General features: G+C 46.3%; 21 protein-coding genes and 1 pseudogene. 13 read left to right on the forward strand and 9 right to left on the reverse strand.

Annotated features, from left to right (window positions below; all coding sequences use genetic code 11):
- The first annotated feature begins 4 nt into the window (after positions 1–4).
- A complete protein-coding gene (gene nrdB, locus H9J30_RS13705) occupies positions 5–1,135 on the forward strand; it encodes a class Ia ribonucleoside-diphosphate reductase subunit beta (protein ID WP_240131513.1) in 1,131 nt (376 codons plus the stop codon).
- 33 nt (positions 1,136–1,168) lie between these two features.
- A complete protein-coding gene (gene yfaE / locus H9J30_RS13710) occupies positions 1,169–1,591 on the forward strand; it encodes a class I ribonucleotide reductase maintenance protein YfaE (RefSeq protein WP_240131514.1) in 423 nt (140 codons plus the stop codon).
- A 384-nt stretch (positions 1,592–1,975) separates the two neighbouring features.
- Here the strand turns inward: yfaE and H9J30_RS13715 are convergent, their stop codons facing one another.
- Complete coding sequence (locus H9J30_RS13715; protein ID WP_240131515.1) at positions 1,976–3,994, reverse strand: oxidoreductase; 2,019 nt, start codon at positions 3,992–3,994, stop codon at positions 1,976–1,978.
- Between the two features lie 165 nt (positions 3,995–4,159).
- Here H9J30_RS13715 and sppA point away from each other — a divergent pair, with 165 nt between their 5' ends.
- The 3 genes and pseudogenes from sppA to H9J30_RS13730 form a co-directional block, all read left to right on the forward strand.
- Positions 4,160–6,004 (forward strand): signal peptide peptidase SppA, encoded by a 1,845-nt coding sequence (gene sppA, locus H9J30_RS13720; protein ID WP_240131516.1) that lies wholly within the window; start codon positions 4,160–4,162, stop codon positions 6,002–6,004.
- A 376-nt stretch (positions 6,005–6,380) separates the two neighbouring features.
- Positions 6,381–7,394 carry an asparaginase gene (gene ansA / locus H9J30_RS13725; RefSeq protein WP_240131517.1) on the forward strand — a complete coding sequence of 338 codons (1,014 nt, stop codon included), beginning with the start codon at positions 6,381–6,383 and terminating at the stop codon, positions 7,392–7,394.
- A 121-nt stretch (positions 7,395–7,515) separates the two neighbouring features.
- Positions 7,516–7,961, forward strand: a pseudogene (locus H9J30_RS13730) (transposase domain-containing protein); the annotation flags it as partial.
- A 105-nt stretch (positions 7,962–8,066) separates the two neighbouring features.
- Here the strand turns inward: H9J30_RS13730 and H9J30_RS13735 are convergent.
- Positions 8,067–9,500 carry a glyceraldehyde-3-phosphate dehydrogenase gene (locus tag H9J30_RS13735; RefSeq protein ID WP_023267065.1) on the reverse strand — a complete coding sequence of 478 codons (1,434 nt, stop codon included), beginning with the start codon at positions 9,498–9,500 and terminating at the stop codon, positions 8,067–8,069.
- A gap of 206 nt (positions 9,501–9,706) precedes the next feature.
- On the opposite strand from H9J30_RS13735, the gene H9J30_RS13740 reads away from it, so the two are divergent.
- Together H9J30_RS13740 and gap are read left to right on the forward strand one after the other, a co-directional pair.
- The gene (locus tag H9J30_RS13740) at positions 9,707–10,594 is read left to right on the forward strand and encodes a DUF2989 domain-containing protein (protein ID WP_240131518.1); all 888 of its coding nucleotides are present in this window, start codon (positions 9,707–9,709) and stop codon (positions 10,592–10,594) included.
- 214 nt (positions 10,595–10,808) lie between these two features.
- Positions 10,809–11,819 carry a type I glyceraldehyde-3-phosphate dehydrogenase gene (gene gap, locus H9J30_RS13745; RefSeq protein WP_240131519.1) on the forward strand — a complete coding sequence of 337 codons (1,011 nt, stop codon included), beginning with the start codon at positions 10,809–10,811 and terminating at the stop codon, positions 11,817–11,819.
- Between the two features lie 130 nt (positions 11,820–11,949).
- On the opposite strand, the gene nadA is transcribed toward gap, so the two are convergent.
- The 5 genes from nadA to astE form a co-directional block, all read right to left on the reverse strand.
- Positions 11,950–13,023, reverse strand: a complete 1,074-nt coding sequence (gene nadA, locus H9J30_RS13750) for a quinolinate synthase NadA (RefSeq protein ID WP_240131520.1) — start codon at positions 13,021–13,023, stop codon at positions 11,950–11,952.
- Positions 13,024–13,157: 134 nt separating this feature from the next.
- The gene (locus H9J30_RS13755) at positions 13,158–14,765 is read right to left on the reverse strand and encodes a dihydrolipoyllysine-residue acetyltransferase (RefSeq protein WP_240131521.1); all 1,608 of its coding nucleotides are present in this window, start codon (positions 14,763–14,765) and stop codon (positions 13,158–13,160) included.
- A 9-nt stretch (positions 14,766–14,774) separates the two neighbouring features.
- On the reverse strand, positions 14,775–15,752 hold the full coding sequence (locus H9J30_RS13760) for an alpha-ketoacid dehydrogenase subunit beta (RefSeq protein WP_099458031.1): 978 nt from the start codon (positions 15,750–15,752) through the stop codon (positions 14,775–14,777).
- A gap of 3 nt (positions 15,753–15,755) precedes the next feature.
- A complete protein-coding gene (locus H9J30_RS13765; RefSeq protein ID WP_240131522.1) occupies positions 15,756–16,934 on the reverse strand; it encodes a thiamine pyrophosphate-dependent dehydrogenase E1 component subunit alpha in 1,179 nt (392 codons plus the stop codon).
- Positions 16,935–17,096: 162 nt separating this feature from the next.
- Entirely contained in the window at positions 17,097–18,131 is a 1,035-nt protein-coding gene (gene astE / locus H9J30_RS13770) for a succinylglutamate desuccinylase (protein ID WP_240131523.1), read from the reverse strand.
- A gap of 277 nt (positions 18,132–18,408) precedes the next feature.
- Here astE and msrA point away from each other — a divergent pair, with 277 nt between their 5' ends.
- The gene (gene msrA / locus H9J30_RS13775; RefSeq protein ID WP_240131524.1) at positions 18,409–18,888 is read left to right on the forward strand and encodes a peptide-methionine (S)-S-oxide reductase MsrA; all 480 of its coding nucleotides are present in this window, start codon (positions 18,409–18,411) and stop codon (positions 18,886–18,888) included.
- A 108-nt stretch (positions 18,889–18,996) separates the two neighbouring features.
- On the opposite strand, the gene pgm is transcribed toward msrA, so the two are convergent.
- Both pgm and seqA read right to left on the reverse strand, forming a co-directional pair.
- Positions 18,997–20,649 (reverse strand): phosphoglucomutase (alpha-D-glucose-1,6-bisphosphate-dependent), encoded by a 1,653-nt coding sequence (pgm, locus tag H9J30_RS13780; RefSeq protein ID WP_240131525.1) that lies wholly within the window; start codon positions 20,647–20,649, stop codon positions 18,997–18,999.
- A 70-nt stretch (positions 20,650–20,719) separates the two neighbouring features.
- Positions 20,720–21,271, reverse strand: a complete 552-nt coding sequence (gene seqA / locus H9J30_RS13785) for a replication initiation negative regulator SeqA (RefSeq protein ID WP_240131526.1) — start codon at positions 21,269–21,271, stop codon at positions 20,720–20,722.
- Positions 21,272–21,567: 296 nt separating this feature from the next.
- Between seqA and H9J30_RS13790 the strand changes: the two genes are divergently transcribed.
- The 5 genes from H9J30_RS13790 (at position 21,568) to earP (ending at position 24,802) form a co-directional block, all read left to right on the forward strand.
- The gene (locus H9J30_RS13790; protein WP_240131527.1) at positions 21,568–22,344 is read left to right on the forward strand and encodes an alpha/beta fold hydrolase; all 777 of its coding nucleotides are present in this window, start codon (positions 21,568–21,570) and stop codon (positions 22,342–22,344) included.
- A 101-nt stretch (positions 22,345–22,445) separates the two neighbouring features.
- A complete protein-coding gene (locus H9J30_RS13795) occupies positions 22,446–22,667 on the forward strand; it encodes a DUF2788 domain-containing protein (protein WP_011072324.1) in 222 nt (73 codons plus the stop codon).
- 11 nt (positions 22,668–22,678) lie between these two features.
- Entirely contained in the window at positions 22,679–22,951 is a 273-nt protein-coding gene (gene ybfE / locus H9J30_RS13800) for a LexA regulated protein (protein ID WP_240131528.1), read from the forward strand.
- Positions 22,952–23,006: 55 nt separating this feature from the next.
- Positions 23,007–23,534, forward strand: a complete 528-nt coding sequence (gene fldA / locus H9J30_RS13805; protein WP_023265275.1) for a flavodoxin FldA — start codon at positions 23,007–23,009, stop codon at positions 23,532–23,534.
- Positions 23,535–23,614: 80 nt separating this feature from the next.
- Complete coding sequence (gene earP, locus H9J30_RS13810) at positions 23,615–24,802, forward strand: elongation factor P maturation arginine rhamnosyltransferase EarP (RefSeq protein ID WP_240131529.1); 1,188 nt, start codon at positions 23,615–23,617, stop codon at positions 24,800–24,802.
- Positions 24,803–24,804: the final 2 nt, after the last annotated feature.

The raw sequence follows: 24,804 nt of genomic DNA on the forward strand, positions 1-24,804 counted from the left end.
GTACATGACCTACTCTACTTTTTGCCAAACACCCAACGATGCCACCCGTGAACCCATGTTTTTCGGACAATCGGTGAACGTCGCACGTTATGACCAACAAAAATATGAAGTGTTTGAAAAACTAATCGAAAAGCAACTGTCTTTCTTCTGGCGTCCAGAGGAAGTCGATGTGAGCCGCGATAAAATCGACTACAACTCACTGCCAGATCATGAAAAGCATATTTTTATTTCTAACCTGAAATATCAAACGCTGCTCGATTCAATCCAAGGCCGTTCGCCTAACGTGGCTTTTTTGCCATTGGTGTCACTGCCAGAGTTAGAGACTTGGATTGAAACCTGGTCATTCTCCGAGACCATTCATTCGCGCTCATACACACACATCATTCGCAATATCGTCAACGATCCTTCGGTGATTTTTGATGATATCGTGGTGAACCATGAGATCCTCCGCCGTGCCACAGACATTGCCGAGTTCTACGATCACCTGATTAAATTGACTCAGGTATATCATCTACTTGGTGAAGGCACCCATGAGATTGATGGTGAGCCAGTAGAGGTGAATACCCGCACCCTGAAAAAAGCCCTGTACCTGTGCATGATGTCAGTTAACGCGCTCGAAGCGATTCGCTTCTACGTGAGCTTTGCCTGCTCATTTGCCTTCGCAGAGCGTAAGCTTATGGAAGGTAACGCGAAAATTATTCGCCTTATCGCCCGTGATGAAGCGCTGCACTTAAACAGCACTCAGCATATCTTAACCATTATGCAGGGCGGCAAAGACGATCCAGAAATGGCAGAGATTGCCGCTGAATGCCAACAGGAAGCCTACAACCTGTTCCTCAAAGCCGCAGAGCAAGAAAAAGAATGGGCTAAATACCTGTTTAAAGACGGCTCAATGATTGGTCTAAACGAACAAATCCTCTGCCAATATGTTGAGTACATTACTAACCAACGGATGAAGTCAGTTAACCTGCCGCTTCCTTACGCTGAGCAAACTAACCCACTGCCATGGATGAAAAACTGGCTAGAGAGTGACGCGGTACAAGTGGCCCCACAAGAAGTGGAAGTGTCATCCTATCTGGTCGGCCAAATCGATGCCGCCGTCGACAGTGATGAATTCCTTGATTTCGATCTCTAATCACTTTTGATTTTGAAATGACTAGATTACGAAATGACTAAGTCGAACCTGCTCAAGAGCCATCCATTGAACAGCCCCTTTGCCAAGGCGCCCATTGTGCGCCTGCAAGGGCAACCAGTGCTGCTATTCACCCAGCAGCACAGTTCTTTACTGCAAGCTCTCGAAGCTAAAAAGGTCAGAATTTTCTCTGAATGTCGTAGTGGTTTTTGTGGCGCCTGCAAAACCCGTATTATTAGCGGCAGCGTCAGCTATTTAACCGAGCCTTTAGCCGAGCTTAATGCCGACGAATGCCTGCCCTGCTGCTGTATTCCTAGCGAAGATTTAGAACTCGATTTATCCCCCGAAGGTGCTGCCGTGGTGACCTATTCTTGCGGTAACAGGCGCGCCCAAACCCCATCGACGCGTAAAACCGGCAATCTTAAAGCAGTGCCACAGCAAGAAGTGGTCGAAGACTAAAATAGTTGTCTTAAACTCTTAGGCATTTTTGGGAGTGACTTGGGTTGGCGAGTCGATGATCAACAAAACCAGAAACTTTGCCTACGGTGAATACACACGCCCACTCGTCTATGAAAGCTGTCAAGCTTATCTCATCAAAGACTTTGGCGCGATAACTGAGTGCGTGCGCTAATTTTGCAGTCTAGAAACAGACTGTTGTGACGGCAAAGCCAAATTTTTAATGGCCTGGTAACCACATCAATGGCCAGTGGCACTCGTGTCGTCAGTTATGGGCTTTACCCAACTAAGAAGATGCTCCTCTACAGATAGTGTCTTATATTCAATCTCAATCAACAAAAAGCCTGAGTCAGACTCAGGCTTTTTGTTGGTGAAAATACTTAAAAACTACAGCCGCATAGCAAGCTCGGCACCTTGGCGAATGGCGCGTTTTGCATCGAGCTCGGCGGCCACATCGACACCGCCAATCAAATGCACGGGAATACCTGAAGCTTTCATCTCATCCACTAAAGTACGGTTAGACTCTTGTCCGGCGCAGAGAATCACATTATCCACAGCCAACACTTCGACTTGTTCGCCAACACGTATATGTAGACCAGCATCATCAAACTTTTCATAGTTGACGCCCGTTTTCATCTTCACATCGTGCTGTTTTAACACCAAACGGTGGATCCAGCCGGTGGTTTTACCTAAGCCTTGGCCCATTTTCGAGGTTTTGCGTTGCAGCAAATAGACTTGTCTATGATCGCTATTATCGACTTCAGGCTCGGCTAACCCACCCGCATGCTGATATTGCTTGTCAATGCCCCACTGCTTTAACCATTTTTCAGGATTAAGCGTGCTCGACTCCGATTCACAAAGATAATGCGCCATATCAAAGCCAATACCGCCGGCACCAATCAGAGCGACTTTGTCACCAATCGCAGTTTGTCCCGTCAGTACCTGTTGATAATCCACCACTTTAGGGCTATCAAATCCAGGCAAGCTTAACTCACGCGGGACCACGCCCGAGGCAATGACGATTTCATCAAACTTTTCGGTTTCCAGTACCTTTGCATCCAAGCGGGTATTTAAGCGCAAATCAATTTTATGCAGTTTAATTTGATTGAGGAAATAACGAATGGTCTCGTTAAATTCTTCTTTTCCTGGGATTTTACGTGCCAGATTAAACTGACCACCCACCTCGGATTTTGCTTCAAAAAGCACAACCTCATGGCCGCGCATCGCCGCATAAACCGAAAATGCCATCCCAGCTGGGCCCGCGCCCATCACTGCAATATGCTTCTTGTTAGTGGTCGGTAAAAAGTTAATCTCTGTTTCATAACAGGCGCGAGGATTGACTAAACAGGTAGCTCGCTTAAGCGAGAAGGTATGATCTAAACAGGCCTGATTGCAACCAATACAGGTATTGATAAGTTCAGGCGTATTGGCTGCAGCTTTATTCACAAACTCAGGATCGGCAAGAAACGGCCGCGCCATTGACACCATATCTGCTTGACCTGAGGCAATAATTTGCTCGCCTATTTCAGGCGTATTAATACGGTTTGTGGCAATCAGGGGCACTGCAACCGACTTTTTAAGTTTTTCAGTGACCCAAGCAAAGGCGCCGCGGGGAACACTGGTCGCAATGGTGGGTACACGAGCTTCATGCCAGCCGATCCCGGTGTTGATAATCGATACACCGGCATGTTCAAGCCACTTTGCCAGTTGTACCACTTCATCCCAGGTTGAACCATTGTCAACCAAATCGAGCATCGATAAGCGGAAGATAATAATAAAATCTTTGCCTACTTTAGCGCGGATAGCATTCACAATTTCAATTGGGAATTGTGCGCGTTTTTCAAAACTGCCGCCCCATTCATCGCTGCGGGTATTGGTGCGCGAACTGATAAATTGGTTGATTAAGTAACCTTCGGAGCCCATGACTTCAACCCCGTCATACCCAGCGCTTTTCGCTAATGCGGCGGAACTGGCATAGTCTTTAATCGTGCCACGCACTTGACGGCTCGACATGGCCGAAGGCGTAAAGGGAGTAATAGGCGACTTGATTTTACTCGGTGCCTGCGAAAAAGGATGATAACCATAGCGACCCGCATGCAGGATTTGCATACAGATTTTACCGCCAGCCTCATGTACCGCTTGTGTCACAATACGGTGTTTACCCACTTGCCAAGGGAAACTGAGCTGACAGGCATGGGGGGTTAAGCGGCCACGTAGGTTTGGTGATATCCCGCCAGTGACAATTAACCCCACGCCGCCCAATGCGCGCTCTTTATAAAACGCTGCCAGTTTCTCAAATCCGCCCTTTTCTTCTTCTAAACCTGTGTGCATCGAGCCCATCAACACTCGGTTTTTCAGCTGGGTAAATCCCAGATCTAAGGGTTCTAATAAATGGGGAAACGACATTCAAACATCCTTTTTAAACAAGTGATTTAAATGAGCATACCCTGAGTCAAATGTAAGCTCAACAGTTGCCAGCAGGTTAAAAGTTAAAATCCTTTACAATTGTGTTTAGCCAGTTAAGCGATTTTCAGTTAGCATTGGCACATTCGATATGCAAAGGAGTGGCTAATGTCCGCTAACCCATCGTTTTTCAAGAGAATATGCTTATTCATTTGGAACGTCCTTAACGGGACCCGTAAGCTCATACTCAACCTGATTTTTTTTGGTTTCCTAGCACTTATTCTGATAGCTATTAGCAGCAGTGAAGACATAAAGGTCGAAGATAACGCTGCACTTGTGCTTAATCTTGCAGGTTCAATTGTCGATCAAAAACAACAAGTTGATCCGATTGAAGCCGCGCTCAAGCAAGGTAATAACGGCAGCAGCGACGGCGAAATCTTGCTCGCGGATATTATTTATGTGATTGATAATGCTACACATGATAATAGGATCAGCACTATCGTTTTGGACTTAGCTGAGTTAAAGCGAGCCGGGATCAGTAAATTGCAATCCATCGGCGATGCCCTTAATCGCTTTAAAGAAAGTGGCAAAAAAGTCGTTGCTATTGGCAATTATTACGAACAAAACCAATATTTTCTCGCCAGCTTTGCTAATACCATCTACCTAAATCCTCAAGGCAGCGTATCCCTTGATGGATTAAGTATGTACAACCAATACTTCAAATCCGCACTCGAGAAACTCAAGATAAAAGCGCATATCTTCCGCGTTGGGACGTTTAAATCCGCTGTAGAGCCCTATATGCGAGACAATATGTCGGATGCAGCCAGAGAAGCCAGCAGTGCCCTACTCGCTGATATATGGCAAAGTTATACCCAAACGGTTGCAAAAAATCGCCAAATCGATGCCAATGCGTTAGTGCTAGATTCTCCGAGCTATCTAGCTCAGTTAGATAAAGCCGAAGGCGACTCCGCGACTATGGCCCTCAATATGAAATGGGTCGATACGCTTGCGACCGATGAAGAGTTTCGTAAAATCATGCTCGATGCCGTGGGCAAAGAGAACAGTGGCGACAGCTTCAAACAGGTTAGCTTTTACGATTATTTAACCTTAGTGACACCGCTACCAAGCTTTATTGAGCAAGACAGTGTCGGCATTATCGTTGCGAGCGGTACGATTCTCAATGGCAGTCAACCTGCTGGCCAGATTGGAGGCGATAGCACGGCAGATCTACTGCGTAAGGCTCGCTTTGATAACCATATTAAAGCACTGGTATTGCGAGTTGACAGCCCTGGTGGTAGCGCATTCGCTTCAGAGCAAATTCGCCAAGAATTGCTCGCCCTTAAAGCTGCGGGTAAACCTGTTGTCGTAAGCATGGGTAGCCTAGCGGCCTCAGGTGGTTATTGGATTTCGGCTAGTGCAGATTATATCTTCGCAACGCCAACGACACTGACAGGCTCTATTGGCATCTTCGGTATGATTACTACCTTTGAAGATTCCCTTGCAAGCTTAGGCATTCATACCGACGGCGTATCGACATCGGAATGGGCGGGGTTGTCTGTAACCCGTACCCTATCACCGCAAATCGAGTCTGTGATTCAGCGTCATATTGAGCGTGGCTACTTAGACTTTATTTCACTGGTCGCCAAAGAACGAAAAATCAGCTTAGAGCAAGTAGATAAAATAGCCCAAGGCCGAGTATGGAGTGGTAAAAAAGCATTGGAATTAGGCTTAGTGGATGAGCTCGGTGATATCGACCAAGCCGTTACTAAAGCGGCCCAATTGGCGAATTTGAGTCTGTTCGATACCCGCCTAATTGAGCAAGAATTGACGCCAGAGCAACGTTTTGTGCAGCAAATGTTTGCTTCCGTCTCAGCTTATTTACCCGCATCACTCAGTCATTCAACACTGCTTGAGCAAATGCTGAATCAATGGGCTGGCAACTTAAAAACTATCGCCGCCTTTAATGATCCAAATCATGTGTATGTGTATTGTGATAGCTGCATAATTAACTAGGGCGTGTTGACGTTTCAGGGTTATTTTTGCAGCAATTTGGCTGGCTTTTATGCAAGGAAAAGTCCGTGCTGTGTAGTTATTCTACATAAACGGACGATAACGCAGCAGAAAAGCCAGCCAAATACTGCCCTAAGGGTTCGTCTGGCAAGCCCTTGCTCTTTGTCACTCGTCATTTGAGTAGAATAACTACACATCATTCCTCGTTTCGCGAGCACGAGCTTGCCAGAACGAACAAAATCTAATCTCGAAACGTCAACACGCCCTAAACATTAGAGGGCAAACCTCAGATTAAAGCCCGATCCTTCGGGCTTTTTTATTGGGTTTATGTCAGTAAAATCGTATAATTAGCCTACGTGAAGCTAAGATAACGACAAGAATGACTAAACGCTCCATTTATGTCGCCTACACGGGCGGCACCATAGGCATGCAAAAAACCGATAATGGCTTCGCGCCAGTAGCGGGATTTCTCACCCAATGTGTACAATCCATGCCCGAGTTCTACCATGCCGAAATGCCCGAGTTTGTGATCCACGAGTATTGTCCACTCATCGACTCATCGAACATGGCGCCCACAGACTGGCAAATGATCGCTGACGATATAAACGCCAATTATGACAAGTACGATGGTTTTGTTATTCTCCACGGCACAGATACCATGGCCTATACCGCATCGGCGCTGTCATTTATGCTGCAGGGTTTATCAAAACCTGTGATTGTCACTGGCTCACAAATCCCTTTGGCGCAGCTACGATCTGACGGTCAAACCAACCTGTTAAACTCTCTGTATATTGCCGCAAACTATCCTGTGGCTGAGGTTTGTTTATTCTTTAATAACAAACTATTCCGTGGTAATCGCTCCACTAAAGCCCATGCAGATGGTTTTGATGCATTTGCCTCGCCTAACTTCCCCTTACTGCTCGAAGCGGGGATCAAAATTAATTTGCGTGCAGGCAAAATAGCCACGCCGAGTAATAAACCCTTGGAAGTGGCCAATATCAGCCCTCAGCCCGTGGGCGTCGTCACTCTCTACCCAGGTATTTCAACTCAAATTTTTGAGAATATACTGCAACAACCCGTTAAAGCGCTGATATTACTGACCTTTGGAGTTGGAAATGCGCCGCAGGATGCTGCGCTACTCAAAACCTTAAAACAAGCAGATGAACGTGGCATTGTTTTGGTTAATCTTACTCAATGTTTCCAAGGCAAAGTGAATATGGGCGGTTATGCGACAGGAAATGCCCTCGCCAAAGCAGGGGTGATCAGCGGTGCGGATATGACAATAGAAGCTGCATTGGCCAAGTTGCATTATCTACTCTCGAAAAACTTAAAGCCGATTGAGATTAAAACCGCTATGCTGCAAAACTTGGTGGGTGAACTCAGCCCGGACTAAAAAGACTGTCTTGCACCTACAAAAAAGCCCATGGATATGTAATGTTGGTTAGTCAACACTGCTCAGTTAACCGTCTCGCTAGAAAGATCAAAATCCGATGACCTCTTGTCATCGGATTTTTATGCAACTCTCAGAAGCACTTGTTCGCACTCATATTACCCGCCTAACCAAATTCACCTGCCTCGCTGATGTGTTATAGCCTGAGTTAATTCAATCCTGTTTAGACTCACAAGGTGTTGCCACACTCAGACGATGCAAATTGGCAATTGATGCGATGATTTGGGCCGTTGTTCCGAGGGGAGTCTGTTCGATCACTCATCAACAAACTCGACATTGTTTTGCCACAAGAGATTGATTATGTTGCACATAGTGCAGTGACTCAGGTACGTAAACGATTAGGCAGTGAGGTCGTTCGAGAAGTGTTCGGCCGTAGCGCGAATACCTAGCACGCGAGAGCCGAACACCCTTATTGATGTGGTCTGAACCTGTATGGCGTCGATGGTGTGGCGGACAGCCGATAGTGTTCAAAATCTAGCAGCCTTTGGGCGAAGCGGCTTATCCAAGGGGCCTTTAAATGAGCAAAATAAGTATCCGGTTAGACCAAAGAAAAATGCCGTTCACTCTTAAGTGAACGGCATTATATGGGTATTGGCTTTTTAATGGCTATTGAAATTAAGCAGGCAACGACAGTGTGGTTAATCCTAACATCGTTTGCATAACACCGACCACTTGGCAGCTGTAACCAAATTCGTTGTCATACCATACGTACAGAATGGCACGTTTACCTTCAGCAATCGTCGCTTGAGAATCAACGACACCCGCATAGCGAGAACCGACTAAATCGCTCGATACGATTTCAGTTGAGTCTGTATAATCGATTTGGTTTTGCAAGGGTGATTGCAGCGCCGTGTCTTTTAGATATTCGTTTAATTCGTCTTTGTTGGTCTCAGCATTTAAGTTCATGCTGATGATTGCCATAGACACGTTTGGTGTAGGTACGCGAATCGCGTTACCTGTTAACTTACCGGCTAATACAGGCAGCGCCTTAGCAACCGCTTTGGCTGCGCCAGTTTCTGTGATCACCATGTTTAATGGTGCACTGCGACCGCGACGGTCAGCACTGTGGTAGTTGTCAATCAGGTTTTGATCGTTCGTGTATGAGTGGATAGTTTCAACGTGGCCATTCTCGATACCGTACTTGTCGTTTACTGCTTTCAGTACTGGCGTAATCGCGTTAGTCGTACAGCTTGCTGCTGACACGATGATGTCTTCTGGCGTAATGTCGCCTTCGTTCACACCGTAAACGATGTTCTTGATCGCGCCTTTTGCAGGTGCAGTCAATAACACTTTGCTTGCACCAGGGCTCTTCAAGTGTAAGCCAAGGCCTGCTTCGTCTTTCCAAATACCGGTGTTGTCTACCACTAAGGCATCTGTAATACCGTATTTGGTGTAATCCACTTCATCTGGTGAGTTTGCGTAAATCACTTGGATATACGTGCCGTTAGCAATGATGGCGTTGTTCTCTTCATCCACTTCAACAGAGCCGTTGAATGGACCGTGTACTGAATCACGGCGAAGTAGACTGGCGCGTTTTTCTAAATCGCCCTTCTTACCGCCACGCAATACGATGGCACGTAATCTTAACTTGTTACTGCGGCCAGTACGTTCGATAAGTAAGCGTGCTAATAAACGGCCAATACGACCAAAACCATACAATACTACATCACGTGGAGCGATATCATCGGCATGATCAATCGCAGCGGCTAATTCGCGTGCCATATAGCTTTCAATTTCATTGGTATCGGTATGTTCAGCCCAGTATTTAACGGCAAGCTTACCAATATCCACTTTGCATTGTTTAACAGCGAGTCGGCTTAAAGCTTGAACAAACGGGAAACTCTCGCGTAAACGTAACTTTTCGCCGACATGACGACGAACTAAACGGTGCGCTTTAATAATCTCAATAGTAGAAGCATTGAGTAATGGCTTACCATAAACCACAACTTCGACGCCTTGGTTACGGTATAACTTGCCCAGCAAAGGTTGCATTGCCTCTGCCATTTCAAAACGTTCTTGCCAACTTTGTAGGTGTTTATCAGCGCTCATTTACAGATCCTTTATCTCACTTTTCAATAAAATGTATTGAAAGGTTTGAGTAACATGACGAAAAGACCAATAATCTTATGCAGGTTTTAGGGAAAACCCAGTGTTTTGGTCGGCGCCATTGTAATGAAATCTGTGTCTGCTTACCAGTAAGATATTTTCTGTAAATCTGTAATTTTATTAGAGAAAATTGCATTTTGGAGCGTGTTTTGAGACAAAATCTAGTAATAATTACATCATTTGCCCTCGTGATGAGTATTTTCGGTTGTGATAATGGCCGAAATATCCAAACGATTTGTAAAAATAATCCTGAAATTTGTGCCGATTTGCATAAGGATGGCTGGTGTTTAGCGGAGAAGACGAAGCTTATTCAGAGTCGATACGAGCTTATTGACAATGTTAACCCTACCGGTAAACAACTTTATCAACAGTTAACTTACCTCGAGGACTACAGTCGATGTATTGAATTGGCCTCTGGTGTTCAGCACATTATCCACACAAGCCGCACAGCTGATAGAGCCAGAGCCTTTCGACTAAGTACACAAAATTTGAGTCAGTTGCAGGATGAAACTCGTGAGCGCCAAGATCCCTTTATGTCTTATTACCAGTGGACGCGTTTTGGTGACACGGATGCGTTAAACCGACTCTTGGCGCAAGAAAATGCTGGCGAAGTCACTGAGCCATTTCTTTTAGCGCAAATAGCCACCTACTACAGCAACCGTAATGCCATCAAAGCGCAACAACTCTACCTTACTGTGTTTGCAGAGATCCAATACGCTGACTTTGATCCAAATTGGTTGCTTGGGCTTGCTGCAGCCTATCGCCAAACCCAAGCGCTAGAAAAAACTTACATGCTGACAAAAGCCAATTTAATACTTACGCAGCAGAAGTATTCTGAAGATAAGATGCTAGCCTTAATCGGTGGCAACAAAACGCTGGCGACAAGATTAGATGAATACGCCCAGAACTTGATCAATGCGTTAGAAGATGGCCTCTATTCGACTAGCCCTGTTGCGCTCTGGCTTGCTCCACCTCAAACAGAGGTAACACAGCCTGCGGCAACGACCGTCGAACCAGAGAAGCCAAACAGGCCCTGATGTTTACGCCTTAAGTAACGTCGGCAAAATGTTTGCCATTTTGTAATTTTTTATCCAAATGCCGTGCTAAAAATGGTATTTTCGCGACCGATGTAAAAAAAACACCTATTTTGTTAACTAAATTCTGGCAAAACTGCCGAATTAACTTGACGATAGCTGTCAGTTTGGTAATTTTACTACCAGTTGAATTTTATAATCACCAGAGGGATATGAGATGACTATCCGTGTAGCAATAAATGGTTATGGCCGTATCGGTAGAAACGTATTACGCGCCCTGTACGAAAGCGAAAAAGCATACCCAATTAAAATTGTTGCCATTAACGATTTAGGCGATGCATCAATCAACGCTCACCTGACCAAATACGATTCTGTACATGGTCGTTTCAATGCCAAAGTTGAGCATGATGCCGAAGCAATTTATGTCAACGGCGACAAGATCCTCACCTTCCAAGAACGCGATCCAGGCAAATTACCTTGGAACGACTTACAGGTTGACGTAGTTTTCGAATGTACCGGTATCTTCACTTCTAAAGATTCTGTTCAACCACATTTAGCGGCAGGCGCAAAGAAAGTGATTATCTCTGCTCCAGGAAAAAATGTTGATGCAACAGTTGTTTACGGTGTAAACAACAATGTATTAACGGCTGACATGACTGTAATTTCTAACGCGTCTTGTACCACTAACTGTCTAGCGCCTTTTGCTAAACCGTTAAACGACGAAATTGGTATTGAATCGGGTTTAATGACCACCATTCATGCTTACACCAACGACCAACGTTTGTCTGACGTTTACCACACTGACTTACGCCGCGCCCGCGCTGCAGCACTGTCGATGATCCCAACTAAAACTGGCGCTGCCGCGGCAGTAGGTTTAGTTGTGCCTGAATTACAAGGCAAATTCGACGGCTTAGCGGTACGTGTACCCACAGTTAACGTGTCTTTAGTGGATTTATCTTTCATTGCATCACGTGACACTACCGTTGAAGAAGTTAACGCGATTATCGAGCGTGCAGCTAGCGTTGCGCCATTGAGCGAAGTGTTAGCCGTCAATAAAGAGCCATTGGTGTCTATCGACTTTAACCACAATGCGTTTTCATCTAACTTCGATGCGACCCAAACTCGCGTTAACGGCCGTTTAGTCAAAGTAATGGCTTGGTACGATAACGAATGGGGTTTCAGTAACCGTATGTTAGACAACGCGGTTGCGTTAATGAACGCCAAATAATCTTTGATTATCACGCGTAATCAAGGCCCTGCATTTGCAGGGCTTTTTGTTATTTGTCGTATTGCGATTAAAAAATATCCCCGCAATGCGGGGATATTTATGTGAACTCTCGGTGTTGAGCTCAAAGCACTTAGGCGTTGCCCTTCACTTTCATATTGAGCGTCTTCGCAAAATCGAGCATACGCGTCAGCGGAATTAAGGCTTTCACTCGCAAATCTTCATCGACAAAGATCTCATGAGTCGTTTTGTCGCTATCACTTAATGACGCTTCAATAGCCTTTAAGCCGTTCATCGCCATCCAAGGACAGTGAGCGCAGCTCTTACAGGTCGCACCATTACCGCCGGTCGGCGCTTCGATTAAGGTTTTGCCCGGTGCTGCTTGCTGCATTTTGTAGAAAATACCGCGATCGGTCGCCACAATAAAACGCTCGTTAGGCATGTTTTGGGCAGCTTTGATTAGCTGACTGGTTGAGCCTACAGCATCAGCCATAGCGACCACGCTGGCGGGTGATTCAGGATGGACAAGGATTGCAGCATCTGGGTAGACGCTTTTCATATCGCGCAGTGCGTTCGCTTTAAACTCATCGTGTACGATACAATCTCCCTGCCACATCAGCATTTCGGCGCCCGTTTGTTTGGCAATGTAACTGCCTAAATGACGGTCCGGACCCCAAATAATTTTTTTGCCTTCGCTGTCTAAGTGCTCAACGATTTCAAGGGCAATACTCGAGGTGACCACCCAATCAGCACGGGCTTTTACTGCCGCTGAGGTGTTAGCGTAAACGACCACGGTATGATCTGGATGGGCGTCACAGAAGGCGCTGAATTTATCGATGGGGCAACCTAAGTCCAATGAACAAGTTGCTTCAAGGGTCGGCATTAGGATGGTTTTTTCAGGGCTTAAAATTTTAGCGGTTTCCCCCATAAACTTCACCCCAGCGACGATTAACGTCTTGGCGGGATGATCACGGCCAAAGCGCGCCATTTCGAGGGAATCAGAAACACAGCCACCGGTTTCTTCAGCAAGTGCTTGAATTTCTGGGTCGGTATAATAATGGGCAACTAATACCGCATCTTTTTCAATCAGCAGTTGCTTGATACGTGTCTTGTAGTCGGCCTTCTGCGCATCGGATAGCGGCACGGGTTTTGGCGGAAATGGATAATCTATGGTTTCGATTGTTGGGGCAAATAAGCTGGAGCTCATAACAAATCCATCGGGATAACAACGTTCGCGAATTATACGTAATTGAGCTCAAAAGATTAACCCATTTGTGAAACTCAGATAAAAAAGGACGCAAAATTGCGTCCTTGTCGTTTATGAATAGGCTGTCAATGGGATTAGCGCATGGCTAATAGCATATCCTGCGGCTGCTCAAGGTATTGTTTCCAAAGGTTACAGAAACGAGCAATCGTGCCACCATCAATGACGCGATGATCCCCTGACCAGCTTACTTGCATAATCTGACGCGCTTCCACCTCGCCTTTGGCATTAAAGCGCGGCAAGGTTTGCAACTTACCAAGCGCAACAATCGCTACCTCTGGCTTATTGATAATTGGCGTCGCAACAGTTCCGCCTAAAGCACCAATGTTTGAAATCGAGATGGTGCCCTCTTTCAGATCCGCAGGCGCCACTCGACCACTCCGAGCGGCATTGGTCAAGCGGGTGATCTCAGCAGCCACCTCAAGAATGCTTTTGTCTTGTACATCCTTCACATTAGGCACTAACAATCCCACTTTCGAATCTACTGCCATACCAATGTTATGGCGTGCCTTGTAGGTGATTTCAGTGCAATCGGCATTCACTTGGCTATTGAGCACAGGGAACTGTGTTAAGGCTAACGACATGGCTTTCATGAAGAATGGCATCATGGTCAGCTTGACTTCATCGGAAGAATATTTAGCCTTCATGCTTTCACGCAAGGCGACTAAATCGGTTAAATCAAACTCTTCACAATAGGTAAAGTGAGGAATGGTGGACACCGATTCCACCATCAACTTAGCCATCACCGCTTTTACGCCACGGATTGGCTCAACAATATCGGCACGGGCTGCACTCACCACAGTGATAGGCACGGCTGATGGAGTCACACTTGATTGTTGAGTAGACGCTGTGGCGACAGGGACAACCACTGGCGTCGCGCTGCCCTGTGCTTGGAAGCGAGAAATATCTTCTTTATACACACGGCCATGTTTGCCACTACCGGGGACGCGGCTTAAATCGATATCTAAGGCTCGAGCCATACGGCGCACCGCGGGACTGGCGAGGGCTTTACCTTGGCGAGCAGGTTCTTGTGATACGCTTGCTGTTGCACAAGCCGCTGACGTTGCGGTATTAGCTACAGCGACATTCGTCGTCTCATGAGCAGAAACAGCGGGAATTACACCACCTTCGACTTCAATCGCGTATAAAGGTGCATGAACTTTGGCAAGCTGTCCCTTGCGATAATGTAATTTGACAATTTTACCCGCTTTAATCGCAGGGATTTGCACTAAGGCTTTATCGGTCATCACATCGGCGATAGGTTGATCTTCAACCACAATATCACCTTCTTGTACGAGCCATTCGACCAGCTCGCACTCAACAATACCTTCGCCAATATCTGGCAACAGAAACTCTTCAATACTGCTGCTAGCAGCACTGATTGCAGCTTGGTTTGGTGCCGAGTGTTCGACGGTTTGAGGTGCGACTTGACTCGACGGTTCTTCTGCCTCAATTTGAACGGCATAAAGTGGCGCATGCACCTTAGCAATATCACCTTTAGCGTAATATAGCTTAGTGACTACACCAGCAAATGGCGCAGGGATTTGCACTAAGGCTTTGTCAGTCATCACATCGGCGATGGGCTGATCTTCAACAATCGTATCGCCCTCTTTTACCAACCACTCGACTAATTCGCACTCGACAACGCCTTCACCAATGTCCGGCAAAATAAAATCTTTAATCATACCGGACTCCTAGAAGTTCACTGATGCTTTGATGGCTTCGAATGTTTTGAGCGCATCGGGCATATATTCTTTTTCATGGACCAGTGGGTATGGCGTATCTAAACCACATACACGGCTGATGGGTGATTCTAAATACAAGAAACACTCCTGCTGAATGGTGGCCGCAATTTCACCCGCAAATCCACCCGTTAATGGCGCTTCGTGGTTAACGAGCAGCCTCCCCGTTTTCTTCACTGAGTCGGCAACCGTATCCACATCCCAAGGCGCAAGTGTACGTAGGTCAATAATTTCACAGGAAATCCCTTCTTTGGCTGCCATGTCGGCCGCCTTTTCAATGATTTCCATCTGCGCGCCCCACGCCACTAACGTGATGTCCTTACCTTCGCGTACCACTTCGGCTTTACCGAGCTCGATTTCATAATCACCTGCTGGCACTTCACCCACAGAAGCGCGATATAAACGTTTTGGCTCGAAGAATATCACCGGGTTTTTATCACGAATCGAGGCAAGCAATAACCCTTTGGCCTGCGCTGGATTACGCGGCACAACCACTTTTAAGCCAGGGGTTTGGGTAAAATAGGCTTCTGGCGATTGTGAGTGATAGTGACCACCTGCGATACCGCCACCATAGGGAGTACGGAATACAAGGCTTCCCACATTAAACTCATTACCGCTGCGGTAACGGAATTTAGCCGACTCGTTGACGATCTGGTCAAACGCGGGGAAGATGTAATCAGCAAACTGGATTTCTGCCACAGCGGTCATGCCATTGGAGGCTAACCCGTTGGCAAAACCCGCAATACCTTGCTCAGTCAATGGCGTGTTAAAGCAGCGGCTGCGACCAAACTTTTCCTGCAAACCCGAAGTGGCGCGAAACACGCCACCAAAATGGCCGACGTCTTCACCAAATACCACCATGCGTTCATCGGCTTGCATTGCAATCGACAAGGCCTCATTGACGGCCTGTAACATATTCATTTCTGCCACGGCTTATAGCCTCCCTGCACTTTTGGGATAGGATTGCGGATATTTTTTGATGTGTTCTTTAAGATCGCTCAGTTGCTTTTTCAGCGCTGGCGTTGGCTTGTCGTACACATCTTCAATAATCTCATCCAACATAGGGATAGGTAATTTTTCCGCGACTTTAACGGCGGCTAACACTTCTTCTCGGTATTTTTCGTAACGCTGGGCATCATCGGCTTCGGCTAACCAGCCTTTATTAATCAGCCATAACTTGAAGCGTTTGACTGGATCGTGTTGTTGCCATTTCGCCTCTTCTTCTTTTGAGCGATAGCCAGATGGGTCGTCTGAAGAGGAGTGCGCGCCAAGGCGGTAAGTCATGGCCTCAATCAATACTGGCGCGTTGTGCTCAATCGCATAGGCACGAGCTTGTTGAGTTGCAGCCAAAACTGCCAGCATATCGTTACCGTCGACGCGAATGGTGTGCATGCCGTAACCCACACCGCGACTGGCGATGCCGTTACCGGCAAATTGCTCTTCGGTTGGGGTAGAAATGGCATAACCATTGTTACGGCAGAAGAATATCACTGGGCATTTTAACACCGCCGCCATATTCAATCCGGCATGGAAATCGCCTTCCGATGCGGCACCTTCACCGAAATAACAGACGGCAACATTGCGCTTGCCCTGCATTTTCAGGCTATAACCGACACCTGTCGCTTGCGGAATTTGAGTGGCAAGTGGCGATGAAATGGTTTGATAGTTCAGCGCCGCGCAGCCGTAATGAATAGGCATTTGGCGACCTTTACCTAAGTCCTTTTCGTTGCTGAACATTTGGTTCATAAACTGTTCAGTGGTAAAACCACGGTAACGCAGCGCCGCATGTTCACGGTATTGTGCGAGGATCACATCTTCTTGATCAAGTGCAGCAACACTGCCGACAATCGCCGCCTCTTCACCCGTACAGGTCATATAAAAGCTGATCCGTCCTTGACGTTGTGCGCCAAGCATACGTTCGTCGAGTACCCGCGTAAACACGCAGGTATCGTAAATTTTGATGGCTAAGGCTTCATCTATTACAGGCAAAACCGCGGTTTCATAGGTAGTGCCGTCTGCTTGTAGAATTCGAAGGATAGGAATGTGAAGCGATGCCTTATCCAAGAAGCCGACACGGTGCACTGTATCAGTGTTGAGTGTTGCTTTGCTCATATTGTGCTCTTGTTATCTCGTGACGCAGCAGAAGAACCACTGCGCCTAATTTATACGAATATGCCGGATGAACATTACGTTAACGTAAACTACCTATCAACCATTGGCACAGTTCAAATGACAACTAATCCCCTGTTTGCATGTATATATTGCTTTACAAACTTAACGAACATTCGGCGCAACTGAGGGGATCAGACAAATCACGGTGCGATTGCCAATGGGCACCTTGGCATTAGGGAATACGATAGATTCAAACTCTTGTTCTACTTTAATTTCTTGCCCCCCCTCGCGGGCTAAGACAAAACCTTTTGGAAAAGATCTGAAGTTTTCGACATCGGTCGCAAAGGTAAATTCAAAATCATCAAAATGTTTGTTAATCACGCGGCACACTTGATACAGATTCACTTTATCTGCCGAAAATGGCTCAAGCTGCAAAGGTTTGTCGGTGATAAGGCGAGTAAACATCTCTTGGGCGGCAATAAAACGCGTCATATCGTTCTGTCCCATGGGATACACCTTACCTAATTCAATGGTAAAGGCATCGGCACCGTACTGCTCGGAGGAAAAATAACTAAAAGTCGTCGTCGGCTCATGGTGAAACAACACAGTATCCACGCCACTGGCCGCTAAAAACATGATTTGCTCGGCGCTATAAGCACGGCCGGGACGATAGGGATAAATCGCAAATTTTTCGTGTTTTGAAGCCCGCATTGCAGTATGTAAATCGTAGTGAATACGTTGGCGCCCAGCGGCTACGGCTTTAAAAAAACGGTCTACATAAGCTTCTAATTTTTTTGCCCGCACCCGCTCAGGATTGACTAAGCCGGGAGGATTTGAATGCTCGCCACTAAACAGACGATTCATGTTCTCGTCGATAATGCGAGTGCCATTATTAATCGCTAATGGATTACCAATAAGAAAGAGCGTACGTTGTTTGGCGATGATTTTTTGTTGGAGAAGCTGTTTGATTAAGGTGTTGCAGAGTTCGATGGGGGCGGTTTCATTACCGTGGACACCGCAGGAGAGAATGACATCCTTACCTTGGGCTTGTACTGGTTCAAAGACGATGACCCCCGTGTCCCACACCTCGACTCGAGTATGTTCCCCTAAGGTGAAACTTAACTCATCGCCGAGGGTTTCAGGATTGGCAAGGGTCAGCGCGAGAAAATCCTTCGAATCTAACAGAGCTTGTAACACAGAATTCTCCTTATATAGCGTGTTAGAGGCGAGTCGTTATGGCAATACCTTAATGTTTCATTGCACTTATCGCTACCCACCTTAAAAAGCGCATCCATACTAACACAAGTTTTTGGGCCGTTACTCTGTCATTCTGGTCAAACAAGCGCATTTATCGGTAAAACCTTTGCATCTATCATGTCTTGCACAGCAGCAGATTAATTTAAGCAGTACACTTGCTTTTCGAAATGAGTTTTATCACAATCCTTAGCCATCTAGACTTCTATTAGGATTTATCATGGCGTTAGCAACTTTCGGTGCCGGCTGTTTTTGGGGCGTGGAGTATTTCTTTAGACAAGTCAACGGTGTGACCAACGCAACCTGCGGCTATATGGGTGGCAATAATTCAGCAACCACCTATGAGGAAGTCAAAAAAGGCAAGACGGGTCATGCCGAAGTCGTGCAAGTGGAATTTGACCCTGCGATTGTCAGCTACGACGAGTTGCTGGATGTGTTTTGGAAGAACCACAACCCGACCACGCTCAATATGCAGGGCGGCGATATCGGCACTCAGTACCGCAGTACGATTTTCTTCCACGACCGTGAGCAAAAAGCCACGGCAGAAGCCTCAAAACTGGCTTTTGCCCGCTCGGGACGTTGGGGCTTGCGTCATATCGTCACTGAGATTGTGCCGTTACAGCAATTCCATGTGGCTGAGGAATATCATCAAAACTATATTGATAAGAACAACTTACCAAGTTGCCATATCGAATACTAAGCTTAACGCTTCGGTTTAAGTTACATCGACGTCCACTTAAAACAGCATCAAATAAAAACGCACTCACGATATAAAATGAGTGCGTTTTTTTATCGTTCAAACGCTAAATTAAGCGCTAAGTGCTTTATCGATCAACGCTTGTGCGTCTTTAATGATCTCAGCTAAATGCTGCTCGCTGATAAAGCTCTCACCGTAAATCTTAAATAACGCCTCAGTGCCCGATGGTCGCGCGGCAAACCAACCGTTGGCCGTAGTGACTTTAATGCCACCAATCGATGCATTGTTGCCCGGTGCATGGGTCAACACCGCTTCAATCTTCTCACCCGCGAGTTCAGTAGCGTTTAAGGTATCCGCATTGAGTTTGGCAAACTTAGCTTTGTTTTCAAGGCTAATTGGGCTGTCGATTCGCTTATAAAAGCTTTGACCGAACTGCGCTACCAACTCTTGATGACGTTGTCCTGGTGTTTTACCTGTGACCGCAAGCATTTCAGCGGCGAGCAGTACTAAAATAAAACCATCTTTGTCGGTACACCACGTCGTGCCGTCGCGGCGTAGGAAGGCAGCGCCCGCACTCTCCTCTCCGCCAAAGGCAATGGTTGCTTCGGCTAAGCCATCAACAAACCACTTAAAGCCAACCGGCACCTCGAGCAATTTTTTACCGTGAAAGGCACAAATTTTGTCGATAAGTGCGCTTGATACCAATGTCTTTCCAATGGCTAAACTATCGCTCCATTCTGGTCTATGGGTTAACAGATAATCAATCGCTACCGCTAAATAGTGGTTGGGGTCCATAAGCCCTGTGCCCGGACACACAATACCATGTCTGTCGTAGTCAGGGTCATTACCCACGCATAAATCGAAGGACTCTTTATGGGCCAGTAACCCCGCCATTGCATAGGGCGATGAGCAATCCATGCGGATCTTGCCGTCCTTATCCAGTGACATAAAGCTAAAACTTGGGTCGACTTTATCATTTACTAAGGTGATATCGATGCCATAGTGCTTGGCAATCGGTGACCAATAATGGATACCCGAACCACCTAATGGATCGACACCCAACTTAAGTTTGGCTTTAGCAATGGCATGCATATCAACAACATTTTCTAAATCAGTCACATAGGGCGTGATTAAATCGATGGCATGCACATAACCAGAGGCTAACGCATCGGCATAAGCGAGCTTATTCACATCCTTGAGCGCAGCGCGCAGGTAATCATTGGCACGGGATTCAATCCATGCGGTGATATTACCTTCAGCAGGACCACCGTGGGGCGGATTGTATTTAATCCCACCATCCTGCGGCGGATTATGGGACGGCGTAATAATGAGGCCATCGCTTAACGCGGCACCACTCAGCGCCGCTTCACGATTGGCGCAAATAATCGCATGCGACACCACTGGTGTTGGCGTAAAACCATCATGTTGCTGGATATGCACAGTCACCTTATTGGCCGCTAACACTTCTATCGCCGACACGTAAGCCGCATAAGATAAAGCGTGGGTATCAATACCTAAAAAGAGTGGCCCTTCGATATTCACCGATTGGCGATAATCGACAACGGCTTGGGTAATCGCCCAAATATGGTCTTGGTTAAAGCTCCCTTGAAACGCCGTTCCTCGGTGTCCTGAAGTCCCAAACGTCACACGTTGCTCAGCAGCATCCACATTGGGTTTAATGCTGTAATAATGGCTCATCAGCTTTGGAATATTCACCAGATCCGTCTGACTCGCGGTTTGTCCTGCCCGTTGATGTATTGCCACCTGATCCTCTCCTACCGGAAAATCGGTTAATTATATGGAAACGCCGCATCATTGCGGCGTCAATAAGTCGTTATACGCGCTCGGCAATGCCGTTGGCAATTTCAGTATCACAGCCAAATTGCACCAAGGCCTCGGCTAAAATTGCCCGTTTTTTTGCAGTATTGTTGTTGGTCGTTACCCAAAAACCCGTCTGGCCAATTTCCTTCGGATTTGCAGTGGCGCTGGCCTTAAGTAACTCCTCACGGGAACGCGCAAAGTAGAGACGATCGCGCCCTTGGATCTGTAAGATTTGTGCAAACTGCGGTTTATTCAGTTGATACAGGCTCTCGAGCAAAAATAAGAATCGCCCCACCGCACCTTTTTGCTGCTCTAACCTATGTTCATCCACCAATTGATTAAAATCAGCTACAGATACTGAGGGTTCGGCTTGTGGCGTGAATGATTGTTCAGGCGTTGCAGTCTCCAAACTCGGTTGGCTGATAGCCTGTGGCTGTGCTGGTTCAATCGCATTAACGGACAGGCCGAGTAATCGACGGAGAATGTCAGAGGCGCTCTCACCAATACGTTCCGTTTTGCTGGCAATATGACGATAGAGCTCTTCATCCACTTCGATGTATTTCATAACCTTATTATCCTTTGTTATTCGATAGGCATAACCGAAAAAATGCACCACAAACGATCCTCGCAAAGGATCTGTGCGATCGTTACCCCAGTGTATCTATCTCTATCAATCTGATAAAGCATCATTAATCTAAAAATGCGTGAAATCGCACATCAAATTAGCACAAGCATGTTAATCGCTGAAAAAGCCAGCAAGTTCGGCACAAATCTCATCCGAAACCGCCACAAGACTTGTCAAACTTAACGCATTGAAGGCACAATTCTCGCAACACAAGGCACTACAGCACAGGCAATTCCATGAATTTTGTATCTTCTGGTCAAGGAGAAGCAGTCCTCCTTATCCATGGACTTTTTGGCAATTTAGATAATCTTAAAGGATTAGGCCAAGCGCTCGAAGCCCATCATCAAGTCATCCGCGTTGATGTGCCTAATCACGGCTTAAGTGAACATTGGCAACAAATGGATTACCCAAACTTAGCCAAGGCCATGGTGGATTTACTCGATGATCTCGAGCTTGAGCGTGTCCATATCGTAGGCCATTCCATGGGCGGAAAAATTGCCATGGCGACCGCACTAGCTTACCCAAATCGTATCATCAGCTTAGTGGCTGCTGATATTGCTCCTGTTGCCTATCAACCACGCCATGATGCCGTTTTTGCGGCGCTTGAGAGTTTACCGCTTGTAGGCCATACAGACCGCCGCTTCGCCCTTGCTCATTTATTAGCTGCTGGCATTGATGATGCGACAGCACAATTTTTACTCAAAAACCTCCAGCGCTGCGACACTGGCTTTCGTTGGAAAATGAATCTCACAGGCTTAAAAAGCGGCTATTCCAATATCATCGGTTGGCACAATCTTCCCAATGAATCACAATTAGTGTTTGCTGGTCCGAGCCTTTTTATCCGTGGCGGCGATTCAAATTATGTCGCAGCGGAGCACCGTGATGGGATTTTGCGGCAATTCCCGCAGGCCCAAGCAAAAACATTAGAAGGGTGTGGCCATTGGTTACATGCGCAAAAACCTTCCATTTTTAACCGGATTGTGTCTGAATTTATTGACAAACACACGGTGTAAATGACAATGATTCTCGACCTAAATCATATAGCCGACACCTTGTTGATGTGATATATTCGCGCCTCTTTTAGCCTTAGAGCACTCTAGAGGACTAAGAAAGTATGTTATCTCAGTATATGGAACAAATTGAGACCCTCGGCTTGAACCTGTTTTTTGCCGCGATTTTTTTCTTTATCGGCATGGCCATCCACGATGTGCTAAAACAAGGTAATGTACCGAAATTTGGTCGATTTATTGTTTGGTTAGTATTATTTCTCGGCTGTGCCGGGTTTATTGCAAAAGGTATTATCCAGATGTCCTGGGAAGGTTCGGGCATCGGTTAAACAATAAGAACATGGCAAAAGAAGTAACAGATAGAACCACCATTGACCTTTTTGCCAATGAAAAGCGCCGGGGCCGCCCACGTAGCAATCCTTTGTCCCGTAGCCAGCAACTTAAGGTCAATAAACGCAACCAGATCCAGCGGGATAAAGCCAAAGGATTAAAGCGAATAGAGTTAAAGGTGTCACAAGATTTATATGACGCCTTGAATGAGCGGGCGTTGGCCAGTAACATCAGCCGAAGCCAGTTAATCGAATTAATTCTTCAGCAAAAAATAGAATGCTGAGCAATCAATAGCAGCAAGATTAACGTATAAGTGAACTAGACATAAAGGATAGACAATGGCAACTGTAGGTCTTTTTTTCGGTAGCGACACAGGCAACACCGAAGCTGTCGCCAAGATGATCCAGAAAAAACTGGGTAAGAAAATGGTTGAGGTGAAAGATATCGCCAAAAGCACCAAAGAACAGATCGCAGAATATGACCTGCTGCTGTTCGGGATCCCAACCTGGTATTACGGTGAAGCACAGTGCGACTGGGATGACTTTTTCCCTGAGTTAGAACAGATTGATTTTACAGACAAACTGGTTGCTATCTTTGGTTGTGGAGACCAAGAAGACTACGCTGAATATTTCCTTGATGCCATGGGCATGATTGGCGATATCGTACAAGCTCGTGGTGGTATTATCATTGGCCATTGGCCAACCGCAGGCTACAACTTCGAAGCGTCTAAAGGTTTAGTGGATGATGACCACTTTATCGGTTTAGGGATTGACGAAGACCGCCAACCTGAATTGACCGAAGAACGTGTTGATGCATGGGTTAAGCAAATCTACGAAGAAATGTGTTTAGCAGAACTCGAAGACTAAGCTAGCTCCTGTAGAAAAAGCGGCTTAAACGCCGCTTTTTTTATGTTTGCTCTCCTCGTTACCACCAAAGTGATAATCTCATGTCAACATCCTCCAACGCGTCCCACTGGGACATCTTTTGTACAGTGGTCGACAACTACGGCGACATCGGTGTCACTTGGCGCTTGGCAAAGCAGCTCGTGAATGAATATCACATCCCCATCATCCTTTGGGTCGATGACTTAAACAGTTTTTCGCATATTCTACCGACGCTAAATCCAAAACTCGTCAGCCAATGTTTTAACGGTGTCATTATCAATCATTGGACAACACCACTGGCCATTCCATATCTTCCCGGTAAGGTATTGATTGAAGCCTTTGCCTGTGAGTTACCCGACGAGGTGAAGCTGCAACTGGCAACGCTCCATAAAACCACCCCGCAAGCGGTTCCTTTATGGCTAAATTTGGAATATTTAAGTGCCGAGGATTGGGTTGATGGTTGCCACGGTTTACCGTCGATGCAGGTAAGCGGCATCAAAAAGTATTTCTACTTTCCTGGGTTTACCCCAAAAACTGGCGGACTTATCTGTGAGCGTGAGCTATTTGCTGAGCGCGATACATGGCAACAGGACTCAGCTAATAAACTGCAACTCTTTGAGAGTCTTGGTTTAAAAGACATTCAAGCACAAGACTGCGTCTTTAGCATATTTAGCTATGAAACAGATTCATTGCCTGCGCTATGTGAACTCTGGCAAGCAAGTGCAAGGGAAGACGCTAAGATCCATGCGCTGCTCCCCAAAGGTCGTAGCTTAAACAGTTTGCAGCATCTATTGCCCTGCCCTGTAGACGCGTTAATGCCTGGACAGCAAATTATGCTTGGGTATTTAACTCTACATATTTTGCCGATGACTGACCAACAGGGGTTTGATCGCTTACTGTGGAGTTGTGATGTTAACATTGTACGCGGTGAAGACAGCTTTCTTCGGGCCCAATGGGCAGCAAAACCGTTTATTTGGCATATTTATCCGCAAGAAGATGATTACCATCTCATAAAATTAGAAGCTTTTATCCGACTTTACTGCGATAATCTTGCCCCTGATATTGCCGACACTTGGTCTAAATTGAATTTCGCATTTAACCAAGGCGAGCAATCCGCCGTGAAAACTCACTGGCAAAACCTAAATCCTGTCAGTTTGCCACTCTTGCAACATGCTAAAGAATGGCCAATTGACGCAATAAATGCTGCAGATCTTGCAACTCGGCTAGTCCAATTTGTGAAAAAAAGCTAAGA

The organism is Shewanella cutis (assembly GCF_022410515.1).
GTDB lineage: Bacteria > Pseudomonadota > Gammaproteobacteria > Enterobacterales > Shewanellaceae > Shewanella > Shewanella cutis.

What these genes read in the sequence shown, in the direction of transcription:
- earP (WP_240131529.1), top strand. Translation starts at nt 23,615, where the DNA reads ATGTCAACATCCTCCAACGCGTCCCACTGGGACATCTTTTGTACAGTG.
- H9J30_RS13795 (WP_011072324.1), top strand. Translation starts at nt 22,446, where the DNA reads ATGTTATCTCAGTATATGGAACAAATTGAGACCCTCGGCTTGAACCTG.
- seqA (WP_240131526.1), bottom strand. Translation starts at nt 21,271, where the DNA reads ATGAAATACATCGAAGTGGATGAAGAGCTCTATCGTCATATTGCCAGC.
- H9J30_RS13715 (WP_240131515.1), bottom strand. Translation starts at nt 3,994, where the DNA reads ATGTCGTTTCCCCATTTATTAGAACCCTTAGATCTGGGATTTACCCAG.
- H9J30_RS13755 (WP_240131521.1), bottom strand. Translation starts at nt 14,765, where the DNA reads ATGATTAAAGATTTTATTTTGCCGGACATTGGTGAAGGCGTTGTCGAG.
- yfaE (WP_240131514.1), top strand. Translation starts at nt 1,169, where the DNA reads ATGACTAAGTCGAACCTGCTCAAGAGCCATCCATTGAACAGCCCCTTT.
- ansA (WP_240131517.1), top strand. Translation starts at nt 6,381, where the DNA reads ATGACTAAACGCTCCATTTATGTCGCCTACACGGGCGGCACCATAGGC.
- H9J30_RS13765 (WP_240131522.1), bottom strand. Translation starts at nt 16,934, where the DNA reads ATGAGCAAAGCAACACTCAACACTGATACAGTGCACCGTGTCGGCTTC.
- fldA (WP_023265275.1), top strand. Translation starts at nt 23,007, where the DNA reads ATGGCAACTGTAGGTCTTTTTTTCGGTAGCGACACAGGCAACACCGAA.
- ybfE (WP_240131528.1), top strand. Translation starts at nt 22,679, where the DNA reads ATGGCAAAAGAAGTAACAGATAGAACCACCATTGACCTTTTTGCCAAT.
- H9J30_RS13735 (WP_023267065.1), bottom strand. Translation starts at nt 9,500, where the DNA reads ATGAGCGCTGATAAACACCTACAAAGTTGGCAAGAACGTTTTGAAATG.
- nrdB (WP_240131513.1), top strand. Translation starts at nt 5, where the DNA reads ATGACCTACTCTACTTTTTGCCAAACACCCAACGATGCCACCCGTGAA.
- sppA (WP_240131516.1), top strand. Translation starts at nt 4,160, where the DNA reads ATGTCCGCTAACCCATCGTTTTTCAAGAGAATATGCTTATTCATTTGG.
- msrA (WP_240131524.1), top strand. Translation starts at nt 18,409, where the DNA reads ATGGCGTTAGCAACTTTCGGTGCCGGCTGTTTTTGGGGCGTGGAGTAT.
- nadA (WP_240131520.1), bottom strand. Translation starts at nt 13,023, where the DNA reads ATGAGCTCCAGCTTATTTGCCCCAACAATCGAAACCATAGATTATCCA.
- H9J30_RS13790 (WP_240131527.1), top strand. Translation starts at nt 21,568, where the DNA reads ATGAATTTTGTATCTTCTGGTCAAGGAGAAGCAGTCCTCCTTATCCAT.
- gap (WP_240131519.1), top strand. Translation starts at nt 10,809, where the DNA reads ATGACTATCCGTGTAGCAATAAATGGTTATGGCCGTATCGGTAGAAAC.